Source organism: Marinitoga arctica (assembly GCF_054657315.1).
In genome coordinates this window covers 12,794-31,004 of record NZ_BAAHYY010000027.1, presented here as the reverse complement: position 1 = coordinate 31,004, position 18,211 = coordinate 12,794, and the positions used below count along the sequence as shown (strand labels likewise).

Sequence of the window (18,211 nt, the reverse complement as noted above, 5' to 3'; positions counted from 1 at the left end):
ATAATCATTTTTATCTATGAATCTAATAAAATTTAGGAATAATCTTAATCTTATCAATAGATTTAAATCCCTAGCTTATGCTGGGGATTTGTTATTTTACAGTTATAATTAAATAAATTTACATATTTTATGTTATAATTATATTTAAAAGGGGTGATATAGATGAAAGTATGGGAAACAGAAATTTTTGGTAGAAAATTAGTAATTGAACATGGAAAAATGGCAAAACAAGCACACGGATCAGTTTTATTAAAATATGGAAAATCTGCTATATTAGTAACTGCTACTGCTTCAAAAGAAGCCAAAGAAGGTATAGATTTTCTTCCTTTGACAGTAGAATTTCAGGAGAAATTTTATGCTGTTGGTAAAATACCTGGTGGATTTTTAAAAAGAGAAGGAAGACCAAGTAGTGAAGCTATTTTATCTTCAAGACTTATCGATAGACCTATTAGACCTTTATTTCCTAAAGATTTTCACAATGATATTCAGGTCATTGTTACAGCATTTTCGATGGATAATGATGACAGTATAGAAACATGGGGTATTACAGGAGCTTCTTTTGCATTAAATTTATCTCCTATACCATTTGATGGAATGGTTGCAGGAGTTAGAGTGGGATACATAGACAATAAATTTGTTGTTTTTCCAACTCAAGATGAATTAAAAAATAGTAAAATGGATATTGTTGTTGCTGGAACAAAAGAAGCTATTACTATGGTAGAAGGTGAATCTTTAGAAGTTTCAGAAGAAGAAATGGTTAAAGCTTTACTTTTTGCTCATGAGGCAATTAAACAAATTATAGAATTCCAACAAAAAGTAGTATCTGAATTTCAAATTGAAAAATGGGAAGTTACTCCCCCTGAAATTCCTGAAAATTTTGTAGAGGATTTTGAAAAATTAATTGATGATAATGAATTGAAAAAAAGAATTTTAGTTAAAGGTAAAAAAGATAGAGATTATGCTTTAGATTCATATAGAAAAGATTTAATTGAAAAATTTCAAATTGAATATGTTGAAAAATGGGATAATGAAACATTTGATAAAAATAAAAAATTCTTATATGAAGCATATGATGAAAGAATTAAAAAATTAATGCGAAAAATGATTATAGAAGAAAACACCAGAGCTGATGGTCGAAAGGTTGATGAGATAAGACCTATCACTTGTGAAATTGGCTTATTTGAAAAAACTCATGGCTCTGCTTTGTTTACAAGAGGAGAAACGCAAAGTTTGGGTATAGTTACTCTTGGGGAACCTATGGATGTTCAAATTATTGATACCGTTTTTGAAGAAGGTGAAAGAAGATTCATGTTACACTATAATTTCCCACCATTTTCTACTGGTGAGGTTAAAGGGCTAAGATTAAGTCGAAGAGAAATTGGACATGGTCATTTGGCTGAAAGATCTTTAAAAAATCTTTTACCTTCTGAAGAAGAATTTCCATATATAATAAGAGTTGTTTCTGAAATTTTGGAGTCTAATGGATCATCTTCTATGGCTACAGTATGTTCAGGTTCTTTAGCGTTAATGGATGCAGGAGTACCTATGCAAAAACATGTGGCCGGTGTAGCAATGGGATTAATTTTTGAAGATGATAAATTTGTTGTTTTAACAGATATATTAGGAATGGAAGATCATCTTGGAGACATGGATTTTAAAGTTACTGGCACGAGGGATGGAATTACGGCTTTTCAGATGGATGTTAAAGTGGCCGGTGTAAACGAAGAAGTTCTTAAAGAAGCTTTAGAAAGAGCTAGAATAGCTAGATTGCATATTTTAGATTTGATGTATAAAACTATATCAGAGCCTAGAAAAGAGCTTTCACCATATGCACCATTAATAAAAACTACAAAAATTCCATTAGAAAAAATATCTGAAGTGATTGGTCCTGGTGGAAGAACCATAAAAGGTATCCACAAAGATTACGATGTAGAAATATCTATAGATGATGAAACAGGTTTAACCAAAGTTAGTGGCCATAATATTCAAAATATTGACGAAGCTATAAATTATATACAAAACTTAATAAAAGAAGTAAAAGAAGGCGAAGTATTTGATGGGAGAGTTTCAAGAATTGAGAATTATGGTTTATTTGTTGAAATACTACCTGGAAAATTAGGGTTACTCCATATGTCCAATTTAGGAAAAGATGCAAAAGAAGTATTGAAAACTATCAAAATAGGCGATATTATGAAAGTAGAAATAATTAGTATAGATGATAGTGGTCGAATACAATTAAAAAAATTTGGAGAAAAAACTGCTCCCAGAAGAAATTCTAGAAATCACAAAACAGTAGAAAAATCTAAAACGGGGGAAAAGAATGATTAAAAAAAGGACCTTGAGAAATGGATTAGATATATTATTAATTCCTAGAAATAACGTAAGAAGTGTCTCAATAATAGCTGCAGTAAGATCAGGTTCTGCTCATGAACCATCTGAATTAACTGGAATATCTCATTTAATAGAGCATTCGGTTTTTAGAGGAACATATAATAGAAACATGGAAGAAATAAAAAGACCCATCGAAGAATTCGGTGGGTCATTAAATGCTTTCACAGGTAAAAATATTACTGCTTATTATGCAAAAGTACCATTAATAGCCTCTGAAATAGGATTAGAAATTATTTTAGATATTATTTTCAATGCAAAATTTGATAAAGAAGATATTGATAAAGAGAAAAAAATTGTTTTAGATGAAATTGCTATGTATGAAGATGAACCTGTAGAAAATGCTTTTGAACAATTACATAAAGTTATGTTTTCAAATGAGTTTAAATTTCCAATTTTAGGTACAAAAGAAAGTGTCTCAAATCTAAATACTTCAATATTAAAAGAATATTATTTAGAAAAATATAACCCTAAAAATATAGTTTTATCTCTTGTAGGTCCTGAAAAAGAATTAGAAAAAATATTATCAAAAGTTGATACTTTAATCCCTGAAAGAACTTTGAAAAAATGTGAATTTAAAAGTCCAAAATTTAATGATAGTATTGAAAAAGTTGAAAAAGAAAAGGAAGAACTTTCACAAATTTATGTTGTTTATTCATTTAAAGCTCCTTCTAAAATGTCGAAAGATTTTTACAGTACTGCTATTATAAAAACTTTTTTAGGAAGCGGAATGAGCTCTCTTTTATTCACAAAAATCAGGGAAGAACTTGGCTTAGCTTATGAAATATCCGCTGATTATTCAGCTTATAATGAAAATGGAACTTTTACAATTTTTGCTGCTACTATTCCAGAAAATTTTGATAAATTAAATCATGCCATTTTTGAAAATATTAAAAATATTAAAAACATAGAAAATATTGAAGATTGGATAAACTATGGAAAAAAACGTTTGTCAGGAAAATATATGCTCGAAACAGAAAATGGATTAAATTTTGGTTTTTTAGCCTTGGATTATTATCTTTCTTTTAATAAATTGATTAATATCGATGAAATCGTTAAAAATATAAATTCACAAAAAAATATAAATATAATGAATGTTGCAAATAATATTTTTAGTAATAATCCATATATATCCATTGTAAAACCAAAATAATAGGGGATGGGATGTTGAAAATAAAAGTAACAAATTTAAAACCAGGAATGGTTATTGGAGAAGATATTTATAATTTAAAAAATAGATTAACTTTAAAAAAAGGACAAAAACTAGATCAAAAAATAATTGATCTAATTAAATCTAGTGATGTAATAGAACTCGAAGTCTCAGACGATGTTGAGACCACAATTGGATTTATACAAAAAAATTTTGAAAATATTCCAAGTATAGTAAATGAAATTACTTATTCAAAATGGATTGAGTCTATTGGTGATTTGGTTCATAATTACTCTAAAGAAGATATATATGTTTCATTAAATAATATAACAGAAGAAATATTTAAATCTATCAATTTAAAAGAACATATTGTTTTAAACTTTTTAAATTCATATGGCAATGATAGCCTAATTTATCATTTGTTAAATACTGCTATAATAGTTTCAGTTATAGCTAAAAAAATAGAAATGCCATATATTATGTATAAACAAACAGTGAAATTCGCTTTAATTCATGATATTGGTTATGCAATGCTTGGAGAAAGGGTTATTAACGATTTTGAAAGTGATGATAGAAATGCTTTAATACATAACATAGTTGGGTATAAAAAATTACAAGGGTTAAAATCATTATTAACTCATGAAATATTGGATAGTATATTATATCATCATGAACGATATGATGGAAAAGGAAAATTCCATTTAAAGGGAGAAAAAATTTCTCCTTTAGTAAGAATTACTCAGGTCGCAGATGCTTATACCTCTTTAATAGAATTGGGTTATACCCCTTATCAAACATTATCCTGGATATTAAAAAAATGTGGTTTCATTTTTGATCCATATTACGTAAGTCTTTTATATGAAATAAGCGGTTATTATCCAACTGGAACAAAAGTTAGATTAAACAATGGAGAAATCGGAATTGTTTTAAAGCGCGGTGATATTGAATTTTTCCCAGAAGTTATTGTTGATAATACTCCTATAAAAATAGGACCAGATTCAAACATCTATATAAAAGAGGTGATCGAATGAAGATAATACCTCTTAATAAAGCTAAATACGGTATGATACTTGCGATGGATGTTAGAGATACTACAGGAAAAGTTATATTGAAAAAAGGTACTGAAATAAATGAAGAAATTATATACAATTTAAAAAAAAGCGGAATATTCAATATACCCGTTAAATCAACAAAAGTTGTCAGTAAACTAACTCAAAGCGCCCAAAAACATGGTGTTATAAGCAAAGAAAGTTTAGATTTAAATTATAAAAAAGTAAAAGAAGTATTTAAAAATTTGGAAGAAAACAATACAATTGATATAGATTCAGTTATTGAAATTGCTTCTTCTATAAAAGAAGATATTGAAAATAATTATTCCGATAAATTATTTGTTCCTTTGAAAAAGCTCAGAAATTTTGATGAATATTTATATACTCATTCTTTAAATGTCATGATTATTAGTTCTGTTTTAGCTATCGAAAATAAAATTATTGGTGATGAATTATTAAATGTTTCTATTTCTGCTCTTCTTCATGATATTGGAAAAACATCAGTCCCTATAGAAATCATGAATGCTCCAAGACCTCTAACTTCTGAAGAAATGATTATAATGAGAAATCATGTATTATATGGTAAAAATTTGGCTATTGAAAATAATTTAAAAGATAAATTTATTATAAGTGGCATTTATGAACATCATGAAAGAATTGATGGAAAAGGGTATTTAGAAGGAAAAAAAGCTGATGAAATATCTCATTTTGGAAAAATTATATCAATTGCAGATGTTTATGATGCTTTGACAAGTGTAAGAAGTTATAAAGGGCCATGGACCCCTTATAAAACTATTACTTTTATATTATCTAATGTTGAGAAACAATTTGATGGAGAATTTGCTCAAGGATTGATAAATGCTTTTGGAATTTACCCTGTTGGAACAAGAGTACAATTAAATAATGGGCAATTTGGAACGGTTATAGCTTCTAATAGAGCAAATAAAATAAGGCCTTTGGTAAAAATTGATCATGGTGATGTTTTAGATTTGAGTAAAGATTTTTCTTTAAGAATTGTTAAAGTTCTGGATTATATCTATATGGAGTGAGGCGATTTTATGAAATTTTTATCCTTAAACAAAGTAAAAAGTGGTATGATCATAGCAATGGATATTAAAGACTTTAACGGTAAAATTTTACTTAAAAAGGGTACAATAATTGATCCAGAAAAAATAAATTTAATAAAATCTAATGGTATATTTAAGATACCTGTAAATATAAATGAAAATAATGCAACATATTCATCTATAAAAGAAGCTGCACATGCTCATAGTTTTATAAGCAAAGAATTATTAGATCTTAGTTTTCAAAAAGTAAAGCAACTTTTTGAAAATATTATTGCTACTGGAAAAATTAATATAAACGAAGCGGAAGAAATTGCTACTTCCATAACAAAAGAAATGCAAAGCAATTTCTCTGATAAACTGTATGTACCATTAAAAAAATTAAAGTCTTATGATGAGTATTTATATTCTCATTCATTAAATGTAATGATTATTAGCTCTTTAATAGGTATGGAAGATGGATTTTCTGGAGATGAATTAACAGAACTTGCCTTAAGCGGTTTATTACACGATATAGGAAAAACAAAAATACCCTTAGAGATTTTAAATGCCCCAAGAAAGCTTTCATCAGAAGAATTTGAGTTGATTAAAAAACATGTTTTATATACTAAAGAAATACTTGAAAATTCTAAAATTATTAGCAAAAAAATAATTGATGGTGCTTTAGAACACCATGAAAGATATGATGGAACAGGCTATATTTTTAAAAAGAAAGGACAAGATATTTCGTATTATGGAAGAACTTTATCCCTTGCTGACGTCTATGATGCACTAACAAGTAAAAGAAGTTATAAAGATCCTTGGACCCCTTATAAAGCATTATCATATATTTTATCTTATGTAAACAAACACTTTGACCCATTATTAACCCAAAACCTAATAAATTCCCTTGGTTTATTTCCACCTGGAATGGAAGTAATGTTAAGCGATGGTTCAAAAGGAGTAATTATTGCTACAAATAGGCAAAATAAAATGAAACCGATTGTCAAAGTAGAAAATAGTATAATTGATCTCGTTGAAGAGAAATCTCTAAGAATTATAAAAATAATAGATTACAAATATATCGAAGATTCTATTTAGAATATTCTATTTAGAAAATTCCTTTACCTTTATTTCTAAATACCTTGATTTATCATGTATAATTATCTTTTTTTCATCTAACTCAATAAATGAATTCTCATCTATTCTACTTAAAATCGAACGGAGTTTTCTATGATTTATCTCCGATAAATATTTATACTTAAATCTTAAATCTATTTTCCAGGTTAAAGTTGTATTCTTATCTTTAGCTAAAATATAAGATTCCCTTCCTAACATTAAAAAAACTCTCGTATTTGAAGGAAGAGATGTATATGTTTTATTTAATACACTTTTCATTTTTTTTAGATTTATCTTCTTTGATTCAAGTGGTTTTATTTTTATATTTATATCAGATACCATCGATTCAAATGCTCCACATATGCTTATTTTTATTCCTTTTCCTTTAATAAAAATTGAATTTTCGTTCAAATATAACTCTATTTTGTCTTCTGTAATCAAAGATAATGATTTAATAAGATGCCTTATTGTAACATAAGGAATTTCCATGGAAAATTTTGTTTTCGCTTTTCCTAAATAACTATAAGTAATCATATTATACCCCTGAAAATATCCCCATAATTCTTGATCATTATCTGAAGTAATGTTTATAAGCTCCCCCTCTAAAGCTTGAACACTACAAAAATCTATATTAGATATAAATTTTTTTAAATCTATATTAGCAATTACCTGTGGATTTTTCAAAAATATTTTGGGTTTCTCCACATTCTCACTTTCAATATTTAAAGTAACTTCATCTAATTCTATTTTCAAGCCTTCATCTAAAGCTAACATTCTTACAAATGGAGTTATTTCTTCTTTTAACCCTTTTAATAAACCTTTTAAATGTTGTATTGGTATCTTATAAACCTTTTCAAACGGAAAAAATTCTTTTGAAAAATAAATATCTGCAACAGCACATCCATCTGTCATGGATACCCTTAAAACTTTATCAAAGTATAAATATATATATCGATGTATTGGCTCAACTTTACCACAGAATTTATCTGCAAATTCTGTTATTTTCAATAACCTTTTTGTAGGTATCCAGCCTTCCATTTTATTCCTCCATATTAAATTCTTCTTTTGAAATAGGTATCCCACCAATTAGATCAAAATTTAAAAGCCTATAATTGCTATCAAACTCAGCTATTAATTGAATTTTTTCAAAACACTTTGATCCTATATATTCTTTATTAATTAAATAAGTTGCTTTTCCTTCATAAGATATTGAAAAATCATAACCCTTGTTCAAATAGCTTCTAAAATTTTCTCCACATTTTTTACATTTAAAATGTATGACAAGAAAATTTTTATCATTATAAAACGGATTTTTTACTATATCTTTCTTTCTTTTTTTAAACCAAAACATAGGATCCCCCCTCTAAAATATTATATCATAATTATTTACTTATGAAAAAAATTTAAGTGCTTGATTCCTCTAAATTCTGGAATCAAGCACTTAATATCTAACAATTAATTATTTATTCTTCTTTAGCTTTTATTTCACCTTTTCCAACTCTTATATTTAACTTATCTCCATCAATATCTATAATTACTTTACTTTTTGGTGGAATTTCTCCTGCAATAATTTTATTAGCTAATTCCATTTCTATCTCTCTTTCAATAACTCTTCTTAATGGTCTTGCACCAAATATTCTATCATAACCTTTTTTAGCAATATATTCTTTTGCATCTTCTGTAATCATTAATTCTAAGTCTTTTTCTTTTAATCTTTCCTCTAATCTTCTCATCATAATACCAACAATTTCTTTTACTTCATCTATTGTTAGAGGTTTGAATACAACAACTTCATCTAACCTATTTAAAAATTCTGGTCTAAAGTATTTTTTTAATTCTTCTCTAACAATTTTTTCTAAGTCTTTTTCTTCATTTAGTTTTTCTTCTTCGCTTACAAAACCTAATTTCCCTCTATGTTCCATTTTGTTTAAAATATTTTCTGATCCTATGTTACTTGTCATAATAATTATAGTATTTCTAAAATCTACGGTATTTCCTTTTCCATCTGTTAATCTACCATCATCTAATACTTGTAATAATATATTGAAAACATCTGGATGAGCTTTTTCGATTTCATCAATAAGGATTACAGAATATGGTTTTCTTCTAACGGCTTCAGTTAATTGTCCTCCTTGCTCGTATCCAACATAGCCTGGAGGTGAACCAATTAATCTCGAAACAGCATGTTTTTCCATATATTCAGACATATCGATTCTTATAAGAGCTTCTTCGGTATCAAATAATACTTCAGCTAAAGATTTTGCAAGTTCTGTTTTTCCAACACCTGTTGGGCCAAGGAATAAAAATGAACCTATTGGTCTCGTTGGATCTTTTAATCCAGCTCTTGCTTTTCTTACATGTTGTGCTACTTTCACAATAGCTTCTTCTTGACCTACTACACGTTTGTGAATTTCCTTTTCTAAATTTAACAATTTTTCTCTTTCCTCTTCTAACATTTTTTTAGCAGGAATACCTGTCCATTTTTCTATTACCTCAGCAATTCTATCTTCATCAACAATAACCTCTTCTTCTTCTTTATCTTTTTCTTCTTCATATTGTTTTTTCATTTCTTCTATTTGCTTTTCTAATTCAAATAAATCTTTTTTCTTTAAAGCAGCTTTTTCATATTCTCCTTTTACAGTTAATTCATTAATTTCTTCTTCCAATTCTTTAGCTTCATATTCTAATTTCTTTATGTTTGAAAGCTTTGAACTTTTTTCAAGTCTTGCTTTTGCAGATGCTTCATCAATTAAATCGATAGCTTTATCAGGCAAAAATCTATCGGTTATATATCTATGAGATAATTTCACGGCAGCTACTACAGCGCTATCATCTATAATAACATTATGATGTTTTTCAAAAGTTTCTTTTAAACCTCTTAAAATTGCAATAGCATCCTCTTCGCTTGGTTCATCAACTTGAACAGGTTGAAATCTTCTAGCTAGAGCTTTATCTTTTTCAATATATTGTCTGTATTCATCTAATGTTGTTGCACCTATAACCCGTAATTCACCACGTGCTAAATCAGGTTTTAACATATTAGCAGCATCCATAGAATTTCCTTCAGCTTTCCCAGCCCCTATTATTGTATGTAATTCATCTATGAATAAAATAATTTTATCTCCTTGTTTTTTAACTTCATCAATGACATTTTTTAATCTTTCTTCGAATTCACCTCTAAATTTAGCTCCAGCTAATAATCTTCCCATATCAAGTTGTAGTATCCTTTTATCAATTAAAGCATCTGGAACAGCACCTTTGATAATTCTTTGAGCTAAACCTTCAACTATTGCTGTTTTACCAACACCTGGATCACCTACTAAAACTGGATTATTCTTTGTCTTTCTACTTAAAATTTCTATTGTTCTTTGGATTTCTAAATCCCTTCCAATAACAGGCATTAATTTCTTTTCTTCAGCCATTTTGGTTAAATCAATAGTAAATTGTGCAAGTACATCTGCTATATTCTCTTCTGATCCTTCTTTGGTTACTTTTATATTTTTTAATTCTTCATATATTTCATTGGTTGTTAAACCATATTTAGAAAATAATTTTGCTGAATATGATGTTCCATCTAATAGTATAGCTAATAATAAATGCAACGTTGTAATTAATTTATGCTTTGTTTTCTTTGCTTCAGATTTTGCTATTTCAAAGATTCTTTCTAATGTTGGAGAAATATATACTCTATTATCTCTTACACCACCGAATGAATACTGAACATTTTCTTCTAATTCACTTTCTAGATTTTCTCTAATGGCTTCTACATTAATGGTTTCAAAAATTCTTTTCACATACTCATCATCACTATCTAGTATTGCAAGAGTGATATGTTCTGGAGTTACAACGTTTGTCCCATAACCATTTGCAAGAGTTCTTGCGTTTTCTATAATTTCAAGAGCTTTTTCTGTAAAATTTTTCGGATTCATCATTTCTAACACCTCCAATATATTTCAATTATTATTTTAGCAATCGTAATGTTTATTTGCTAAATAACATATAAAAAAATAATTTAAATGATGCGCTCGTCCTTTTCGCTTTAATTAGACGCATGATACTCGGAAAAAGTTCAAGTAATATTTGATATTTTTAGCAATTGTAATATTTATTTGCTAATACAATGATATTTTACTCTTCTTTTATTTCATAAAAATTAACAAATGTTAAAATATAAAAGGTTGAGTGACCTCAACCTTTTATATTAAATATCATATTATTTTTTGTACACATTTCTTCTGTTCTAGGCCCATAAGAAATGTAAGGAATTTCAACATCTGTTTTTTCCTCTATAAATGCCATATATTTTAGAAAATTAATATGATTTGTATTAGGCCATCCTTTTAATGTTTCATACACGGGCTTTCCAACAAAAAAATCATAAGAAGATGTTGGCATCTCTTTTATCTCTCCATTAACTTCATATGCTATACAAATTTTAACTTCGTCTAAACCATTTAAAACATCAGCTTTTGTAATAACAAATTTCGTTAACCCTGATCTTAACTTTGCATATCTTAAAGCAGGTAAGTCTAACCAACCAACCCTTCGTGGCCTTCCTGTAGTTGCTCCAAATTCATTTCCTTTTTCTCTTATTATTTCTCCTATCTTATCAAATTCTTCTGTTGGGAAAGGGCCCTCTCCAACTCTTGTTGTATATGCTTTTAATACTCCTAATACTTCATCAAGTTCAAATGTAGAAAAACCTACAGAAGATACACCATGTGCCATAGTCGCTCCAGATGTTACAAATGGGTATGTTCCAAAATCTAAATCCAGCAGAACTCCTTGGGCGCCTTCAAATAAAACAGAAGTATTTCTAAAAACATTAGCCATGTCAATAGCAGATGTGAAATTAACGTTCATTTTCTTAAGCTTATCTTTTTGTTCAATTAAATAATTAAATATGTCCTCTACGTCGAATTTAAATTTTTCTCCATATATATTCTTTTTTAAATATATTACTTCCTCCAATCTTTCTTTTAATAATTTTTCATCAAACAAATGATATATCTTAAACCCTTCTCTTGAAACTTTATCCGTATACGCTGGGCCTATACCTTTTCTCGTAGTTCCAATTGGATTTTTTCTTAACTCTTCTAAAATTCCATCTTCTTCTTTATGATATGGCAATACCATAAATGCTTCTAAATCTATATAGATTTTAGAAGATACTCCCGGGAAGTCATTTTCTAATATTTCCAACTCTTTTATTAATTGTTCAATATCTATAACCATACCTGCGCCTAAAAATGCTTTTGAATTACCTTCAGGTATTATAGAAGGAAGAAGGTGATTTATATATTTTTTATTTTTATAATAAATAGTGTGTCCTGCATTAGCACCACCAGAAAATCTTACTATCCATTCATAATTTTTCGAAAAATAATTAACAACTTTTCCTTTACCTTCATCACCCCATTGAGCACCAACAATAGCGACTCTTTCCATATCATCACCTCCAAAAAAGTAAAAAAGCCCCTTTACAGGGACTTTATTTATATGTAATATTAATTTGCAATTTTCTTTTTTTCATAATATAACCACCTTAATAAAATTACAAAGGTATTATATCATATATATAGCAAAATTACAATAAAAAATTATTCTTCATATATAATAACAAAATACTTTTTTTCTAATTCTTTATTTTCATCTTTTATAACTATGTTTGTATATTCATTTAATCTTTTATTATATTCTTTTGTATTCGGATCATTCTTTAATAAAAATTCGATTTCATCTTTTTTCAATCTTAAAACTTTCTTGTCTATGGATACTTTTATCCCTTTATTCAAAAATTCTTCAAAACCAATTTTTTCTTTTCTGATGTATTTAATAAACTTTAATATAGATAAAAACATATCTTTATTTACATAACCAGGAAGTTGCGTTAATGGCTCACCATCAGTATTAAAAAAGAAAAAAGTTGGTGTCCCGCGCACACCAAATGCCCCAAATAATTCCATATAATTATATTTCTTATTTTGTATAGTTGCATATTTATCCTTATCTGCATATATTTCAGCAAAAATAAATTCTGTTTTTAACCATTTTTGTATCTCGTCATCTACTAATACTTCTGATTTAAATTTATTACAATAATAACATGTTTTCGATGAAAACATTATAATAATATTTTTTTGAGTCAATTTACCAATTTTTATCGCATTATCATAATCATTTACTATAAAATCCTCTAATTTCGATGAAAAAGATATTATACTAATCAAAATTATAAATAGAGAAAATAGTTTTTTCATAATATCACACTCCTTGTAATGTATTAAATAACCCCATAATAATCAAAATTCCCATTATAATCATTATAACACTTCCAATTATTCTAAAATATTTAACCCATTTAGGTTCTCCAATTGTAACTTTAGATACAAATTTACTTATAATTCCGCTGAGAAATAAAAATGGTATCGATATACCTAATGAATAAACAAATAACATCAAACCCCCTAAAAAAGGACTAGTAGTTGTAGATGCATATGTTAATACCGCAGCCAAAACCGGCCCAGAACACGGAACCCATATAAAAGATATTAATATGCCAATTAAAAAAGCACTAAAAAAAGATGTATTTTTAAACTTTGATAAATTTAACTTAATTCCTTTAAAACTTTCCTTTTCAAAGAAATAGTATATTCCTAACGAAATAATAAAAATTCCTGCTATAATATTAAGTATAGTTTGATATTTTGAAAGAATTAAACCAAATGTACCTGCAAACACACCCAATAATGAAAAGAATATACTCAAACCTAGAAAAAAAGCTATTCCTCTTTTTATTGTTAAAACGGTATCTTTTAAATCTGTCATCAATATTCCAAAAAACAAAGGAATTAGCGGAATAATACACGGACTAAAAAAAGAGACAATTCCTCCAATAAATGCACCAAAAAATCCTATTGTAGGTTGAATTGTTACAGCAAAGTTTCCCATATTGCACCCCATATATTTATTTTGTATATATAATTATAACAAATTTTATCACATTTACCAAGAGGTGATTTATATGATCCAAAATCTATTTAACATATTAAAAAAATTAGATGAATTAAAACAATCAACTCCTCCAGAAATATACAAAAAAGCGCAATCTTTGTATAAAAATATTGAAGATTTTTCTAATTACGGAACACCTCCAAACCTTTCTTTTTCGGCAATTGTTCCAGACGGAAGTAAAAACTTCAGACCTATTTTTATGATTGAAATCAATTCCTTAAATAAAAGATATATATGCACATGTCATACCCATAAAGAACTTGGTATTTGTACCCACACACTAGCCTTAATCTTTGCAATTGAGGATTATTTAAAATCTTTAGGAAATTTTACTGAAGATTATCATGTGGAAAATGGGTTTGATGAATATCTTGGAATTATCGACTATGGAGAAAGCTATTACTTAATATACCCAGAAAAAGCATTTACAACTGTAAAAATAGGATTTAAAAAAGGAAATAAAATATTATTAAGAAAGGATCTCGATTCCTATAAAAATGCTTATCAATTTTTAAGAACAAAAATACCAGATGATGAAGCACCTATAAAAAATTTACTAACAATTGTTAATATACCAAGAAAACCCGGGTACATATTAACATTAAAAAGCTTTGAAGAACTTAAAAAAATAAATACTAAAAAAATACTTTTTAAAAACAAAAGAGAAATAAAATGGGGTAATGATATCCCATTAAAACTATTTATTACAGGAGATTTAAACGAAAAAATCGGTGTTGTTGAACTTTTCCCATATTTAGATAAAAAGAAAATAGTTTCTTCAGAACAGGATATAGCTTACTTTGAAAATAACACACTCTCATTAATAAAGACAAAGACAAAAATTAAATTCCCATATTATGGCAATATTAAATCCCACATAAAATTCAAAGATAAGGCAGGACTCGAAGCTTTTATCAAAAATTATCTTATAAAATATGAAAGATATGGATTTGAAATAGAAATTGATAAAAAATTAGGAATAAAAAAGAACCTATTTATTCCTAAATTAAATTTATATATCAATTTTTTCGATGGTGTTTTTCATATAAAAGGTAAATTCTTGTATAATTCAGAAATAGATTTTTATGAAAACTATAAATATAGAAATATTGAAGAAGAAAATCGTTTGATAGATTCATTAGAAAAATTCAATATAATTCTAAATGAAAAAGGAAGAGCTACTTTAGATATTGAATCATTCTTTAATTTCATAGAGAATGATCTCGAAAAATTAGACAAAAATATAACGATTAAAATGAATAAAAATATACAAAAGCATGAAATAAAAAACATTCATATGAAAATAAATATAAACAATAATTGGTTTGATGTAAATGGAGAAATTATTTTAAAGAATAATAAAAAAATAGATCTATCAAACTTAAAAAATAGAAAAAATAATTTTATCATTATAAAAGATGAAACTTTTATAGAAATACCTCCAAAAATCCTTGAAAAATTGGAAGATTTAAAAATAAAAAAAGATAAGATTGAAATCAATAGTTATAATATTTATTCAATTTTAAATAGCAAAGATATAGAAATCAATTCATTAGATAAAAAAACTAAACAATTTATAGATAATATCAAAGAATTTGATAAGATAAAAGAATATGATATTCCGGAATTAAAAATACCTATGAGAGATTATCAAATAAAAGGTTATTACTTTCTCAGATACTTACATGAATATAAATTCAATGGTATTTTAGCTGATGATATGGGTCTTGGAAAAACTGTACAAACTATTGCATTAATTTTGTCCTTAAAAAAGAAAAATAGAAAATTTTTAATTATAACACCTCGTTCAGTAATATATAATTGGGCATATGAAATAGAAAAATTTACGTCTAATTTAAAATATTTTATTTATCATAATAATCAAAAAGATATTCCAGAAGATACTGATGTAATTTTAACTACATATGGAACAATTAGGAATTCCGTTGATCTTTTTAAGAAAATGGACATATATTATATTATTCTTGATGAAGCGCAATATATAAAAAACAACGAAACAAAATTATACAAATCTATAAAAAAGTTAAAAGCTTCCCATAAACTAGCATTAACAGGAACACCCTTAGAAAATTCTTTAAATGATCTTTATAATATATTTGAATTTTTAATGCCTGGTTTTTTTGGAAAAAGAGAGGAATTTAATAGAAAATTCAATTATTCAAATAAAGAAAGTATAAAGCGGTTAAAAGAAAAAATTTATCCATTTATATTAAGAAGGAAAAAAGAAAATGTTTTAAAGGAATTGCCTCCAAAAACAGAAGAATATATTTTCAATGAAATGACACAACATCAAATGAAAATTTATCATCAAATAATGCAAGAATATAAACAAAAAATAGCGATGTCACAAGGCACACTAAATTTTAGTATATTAGAAGGATTATTAAGATTAAGACAAGTTGTAAATCATCCTGCTTTATTAGGAATAAATATTGAATCGGCTAAGTTTAATGAATTTAAAAAATTTGTATTAGAAGTATTAGAAGAAAACCATAAAATAGTTGTTTTTTCTCAATTTGTAAAAATGATTAATATTATGGAAGTGTGGTTAAACGAAGAAGATATAAAATATAGTAAAATAACAGGACAAACGAAAAAACGTGTTGAGATAATAAATGAATTTAACAATAATGATAATATAAAAATATTGCTTGTTAGTTTAAAAGCTGGAGGTACAGGGTTAAATATTACAGGAGCGGATTATGTAATTCACTATGACCCGTGGTGGAATCCTGCTGTAGAAAATCAAGCAACTGATAGAGTTTATAGAATAGGGCAAACAAAACCAGTATTTGTATATAAATTTATTACAAAAAATAGCATAGAAGAAAAAATAATGAAATTAAAAGATACAAAATACGACCTATATAATCTTGCGATAAGTTCAGAAAAATCATATTTAAAAAAGCTTACCAAGGATGATATATTAAAACTATTTGAATAATATTAATTTTTTATCCTTTATATAAAAAATTTTAATTATAATTAGAATTTTTGTACCTCTAATATATTGCAAAAAAACAGAATATTGAATAAAACATTTTTACAAATACCTTTTTAAATTAATAATCACTAGAAAGATACTATTAACTAATTACAGCAGTTAATAAATTTTATTTATCTAATTTTTTAAGGTTGGTTGAAAAAATAATGTAAAATCAGGATCTTATTTGGTTTGTTTTCACAATTAAAGTATTTTTTCAATCTTTTGAACACTTTTTATTATTTTTGGTTCAATTATATAAGGACGAATATGCTGTCAAAAAGGCCTTTTTGAAGGCCTCGTTTTTTATATCATTATCAAAATTTTGTTAAAAATTACCATTCCTATAAGGGCAAATGGATATGTTGCGCCATAACCTACAGCAACTTCTTCTGAATTATTTGCATCAATTGCAGCACCTAATCCTGGGGTACTTGTCATTCCTCCACAAATTGCTCCAGATAGTATTATCCAATTCATTTTTAAAATATATTTTCCAAATAAAACTCCTAAAATAATAGAGACAATCGCTATAATAAATGAATATATCATTAAATACAAAGTTTCAACATTTAAATTATTTAAAGTATTATATCCTGACTTTAAACCAACAGAGGATAAAAACATTAATAATCCTAATTCCTGCATATTTTTTAATATATATTTATTCATCCTAAAATTGAAAATCCATATTTTCCCAATCGTGCCTAAGGTAAGAGAAGATAACAATATACCACCAGTTATTCCCAGTTTAAAAGATATTATTCCAAAATTGAAATCTATATTTCCTAGTAATATTCCAGTAATTATTACTAAGGAATAACTCAAAAAATCAAAAGTTTCATTGCTTTCATCTTTTGTATTAATTTCTTTTAGAAGTTTGTTTTTTTCTTCGCTTATATCAATTTTTAATATGTATGGTAATAAATACATAGATAGAATAACAGCTAAAACACCAGGAATATATCCAAATGAATAACCAGTTATTATATTATTTTCAAAATCAGGTGCCGATTCCAAAGCCGTTGCTAATCCTGGGGAACTTGTTAGAGCCCCAGAAAATAAACCTATAAATGTATATTTATCATGTGAAGACAAAATATATGCAGATAGAAAACCAGAAAATGTAATAAAAAAGGCCATGATAATAAATTTAACTCCATATTTTCTTAATATATTTTTTAAATCTTTAGATGCAATTAATCCTACAGCAGATATAAATAAAATTAGAGAAAAAAGAAAAAAACTTTTAAAATCACTGTTCATTTTATTTATTAGATCTATGTTTGTCGAATAGAGGTTGGTAAAATACCAGCCTATTAATAAACCACTAAATAAAGTGCCAGAACTTCCCAACTTGAAATTACCTATTTTTATTTTACCAATTAATATTCCCGATAATATTGTTAAAAATAATAATGTATGACTATTCATAAGACCTCCT

13 protein-coding genes are annotated in these 18,211 nt (G+C 26.7%); 6 read left to right on the top strand and 7 right to left on the bottom strand.

Annotated features, from left to right (window positions below):
• The first annotated feature begins 162 nt into the window (after positions 1–162).
• Genes pnp through ACYQ44_RS07990 form a run of 5 tightly spaced genes read left to right on the top strand, consistent with a single transcriptional unit; the run spans position 163 to position 6,731 of the window.
• Positions 163–2,328, top strand: a complete 2,166-nt coding sequence (gene pnp, locus ACYQ44_RS08010) for a polyribonucleotide nucleotidyltransferase (protein WP_459996469.1) — start codon at positions 163–165, stop codon at positions 2,326–2,328.
• Complete coding sequence (locus ACYQ44_RS08005; protein ID WP_459996468.1) at positions 2,321–3,541, top strand: M16 family metallopeptidase; 1,221 nt, start codon at positions 2,321–2,323, stop codon at positions 3,539–3,541. The genes pnp and ACYQ44_RS08005 overlap by 8 nt, the downstream gene beginning before the upstream one ends.
• A 14-nt stretch (positions 3,542–3,555) precedes the next feature.
• On the top strand, positions 3,556–4,569 hold the full coding sequence (locus ACYQ44_RS08000) for an HD-GYP domain-containing protein (protein ID WP_459996467.1): 1,014 nt from the start codon (positions 3,556–3,558) through the stop codon (positions 4,567–4,569).
• Positions 4,566–5,636: an HD-GYP domain-containing protein gene (locus ACYQ44_RS07995; protein WP_459996466.1), complete on the top strand. Its 1,071-nt coding sequence runs from the start codon at positions 4,566–4,568 to the stop codon at positions 5,634–5,636. Before ACYQ44_RS08000 ends, ACYQ44_RS07995 begins: the two co-directional genes overlap by 4 nt.
• Before the next feature lie 9 nt (positions 5,637–5,645).
• Positions 5,646–6,731, top strand: coding sequence for an HD-GYP domain-containing protein (locus ACYQ44_RS07990; protein ID WP_459996465.1), 1,086 nt, complete (start codon positions 5,646–5,648; stop codon positions 6,729–6,731).
• A 6-nt stretch (positions 6,732–6,737) separates the two neighbouring features.
• On the opposite strand, the gene ACYQ44_RS07985 is transcribed toward ACYQ44_RS07990, so the two are convergent.
• The 6 genes from ACYQ44_RS07985 to ACYQ44_RS07960 form a co-directional block, all read right to left on the bottom strand.
• Entirely contained in the window at positions 6,738–7,787 is a 1,050-nt protein-coding gene (locus ACYQ44_RS07985) for a hypothetical protein (RefSeq protein ID WP_459996464.1), read from the bottom strand.
• 1 nt (position 7,788) lies between these two features.
• The gene (locus ACYQ44_RS07980; protein WP_459996463.1) at positions 7,789–8,100 is read right to left on the bottom strand and encodes a hypothetical protein; all 312 of its coding nucleotides are present in this window, start codon (positions 8,098–8,100) and stop codon (positions 7,789–7,791) included.
• A gap of 112 nt (positions 8,101–8,212) precedes the next feature.
• Positions 8,213–10,681 (bottom strand): ATP-dependent Clp protease ATP-binding subunit, encoded by a 2,469-nt coding sequence (locus ACYQ44_RS07975; RefSeq protein WP_459996462.1) that lies wholly within the window; start codon positions 10,679–10,681, stop codon positions 8,213–8,215.
• Between the two features lie 256 nt (positions 10,682–10,937).
• Entirely contained in the window at positions 10,938–12,197 is a 1,260-nt protein-coding gene (locus ACYQ44_RS07970) for an adenylosuccinate synthase (RefSeq protein WP_459996461.1), read from the bottom strand.
• A 152-nt stretch (positions 12,198–12,349) separates the two neighbouring features.
• Complete coding sequence (locus tag ACYQ44_RS07965; RefSeq protein WP_459996460.1) at positions 12,350–13,009, bottom strand: thioredoxin family protein; 660 nt, start codon at positions 13,007–13,009, stop codon at positions 12,350–12,352.
• A 4-nt stretch (positions 13,010–13,013) separates the two neighbouring features.
• Positions 13,014–13,700 (bottom strand): cytochrome c biogenesis CcdA family protein, encoded by a 687-nt coding sequence (locus tag ACYQ44_RS07960; RefSeq protein WP_459996459.1) that lies wholly within the window; start codon positions 13,698–13,700, stop codon positions 13,014–13,016.
• Between the two features lie 73 nt (positions 13,701–13,773).
• On the opposite strand from ACYQ44_RS07960, the gene ACYQ44_RS07955 reads away from it, so the two are divergent.
• Positions 13,774–16,728: a DEAD/DEAH box helicase gene (locus tag ACYQ44_RS07955; RefSeq protein ID WP_459996458.1), complete on the top strand. Its 2,955-nt coding sequence runs from the start codon at positions 13,774–13,776 to the stop codon at positions 16,726–16,728.
• Between the two features lie 345 nt (positions 16,729–17,073).
• On the opposite strand, the gene ACYQ44_RS07950 is transcribed toward ACYQ44_RS07955, so the two are convergent.
• Complete coding sequence (locus ACYQ44_RS07950; RefSeq protein ID WP_459996457.1) at positions 17,074–18,201, bottom strand: aspartate-alanine antiporter-like transporter; 1,128 nt, start codon at positions 18,199–18,201, stop codon at positions 17,074–17,076.
• Positions 18,202–18,211 lie beyond the last annotated feature (10 nt).

What these genes read in the sequence shown, in the direction of transcription:
- pnp (WP_459996469.1), top strand. Translation starts at nt 163, where the DNA reads ATGAAAGTATGGGAAACAGAAATTTTTGGTAGAAAATTAGTAATTGAA.
- ACYQ44_RS08005 (WP_459996468.1), top strand. Translation starts at nt 2,321, where the DNA reads ATGATTAAAAAAAGGACCTTGAGAAATGGATTAGATATATTATTAATT.
- ACYQ44_RS07995 (WP_459996466.1), top strand. Translation starts at nt 4,566, where the DNA reads ATGAAGATAATACCTCTTAATAAAGCTAAATACGGTATGATACTTGCG.
- ACYQ44_RS07990 (WP_459996465.1), top strand. Translation starts at nt 5,646, where the DNA reads ATGAAATTTTTATCCTTAAACAAAGTAAAAAGTGGTATGATCATAGCA.
- ACYQ44_RS07985 (WP_459996464.1), bottom strand. Translation starts at nt 7,787, where the DNA reads ATGGAAGGCTGGATACCTACAAAAAGGTTATTGAAAATAACAGAATTT.
- ACYQ44_RS07980 (WP_459996463.1), bottom strand. Translation starts at nt 8,100, where the DNA reads ATGTTTTGGTTTAAAAAAAGAAAGAAAGATATAGTAAAAAATCCGTTT.
- ACYQ44_RS07975 (WP_459996462.1), bottom strand. Translation starts at nt 10,681, where the DNA reads ATGATGAATCCGAAAAATTTTACAGAAAAAGCTCTTGAAATTATAGAA.
- ACYQ44_RS07970 (WP_459996461.1), bottom strand. Translation starts at nt 12,197, where the DNA reads ATGGAAAGAGTCGCTATTGTTGGTGCTCAATGGGGTGATGAAGGTAAA.
- ACYQ44_RS07965 (WP_459996460.1), bottom strand. Translation starts at nt 13,009, where the DNA reads ATGAAAAAACTATTTTCTCTATTTATAATTTTGATTAGTATAATATCT.
- ACYQ44_RS07960 (WP_459996459.1), bottom strand. Translation starts at nt 13,700, where the DNA reads ATGGGAAACTTTGCTGTAACAATTCAACCTACAATAGGATTTTTTGGT.
- ACYQ44_RS07955 (WP_459996458.1), top strand. Translation starts at nt 13,774, where the DNA reads ATGATCCAAAATCTATTTAACATATTAAAAAAATTAGATGAATTAAAA.
- ACYQ44_RS07950 (WP_459996457.1), bottom strand. Translation starts at nt 18,201, where the DNA reads ATGAATAGTCATACATTATTATTTTTAACAATATTATCGGGAATATTA.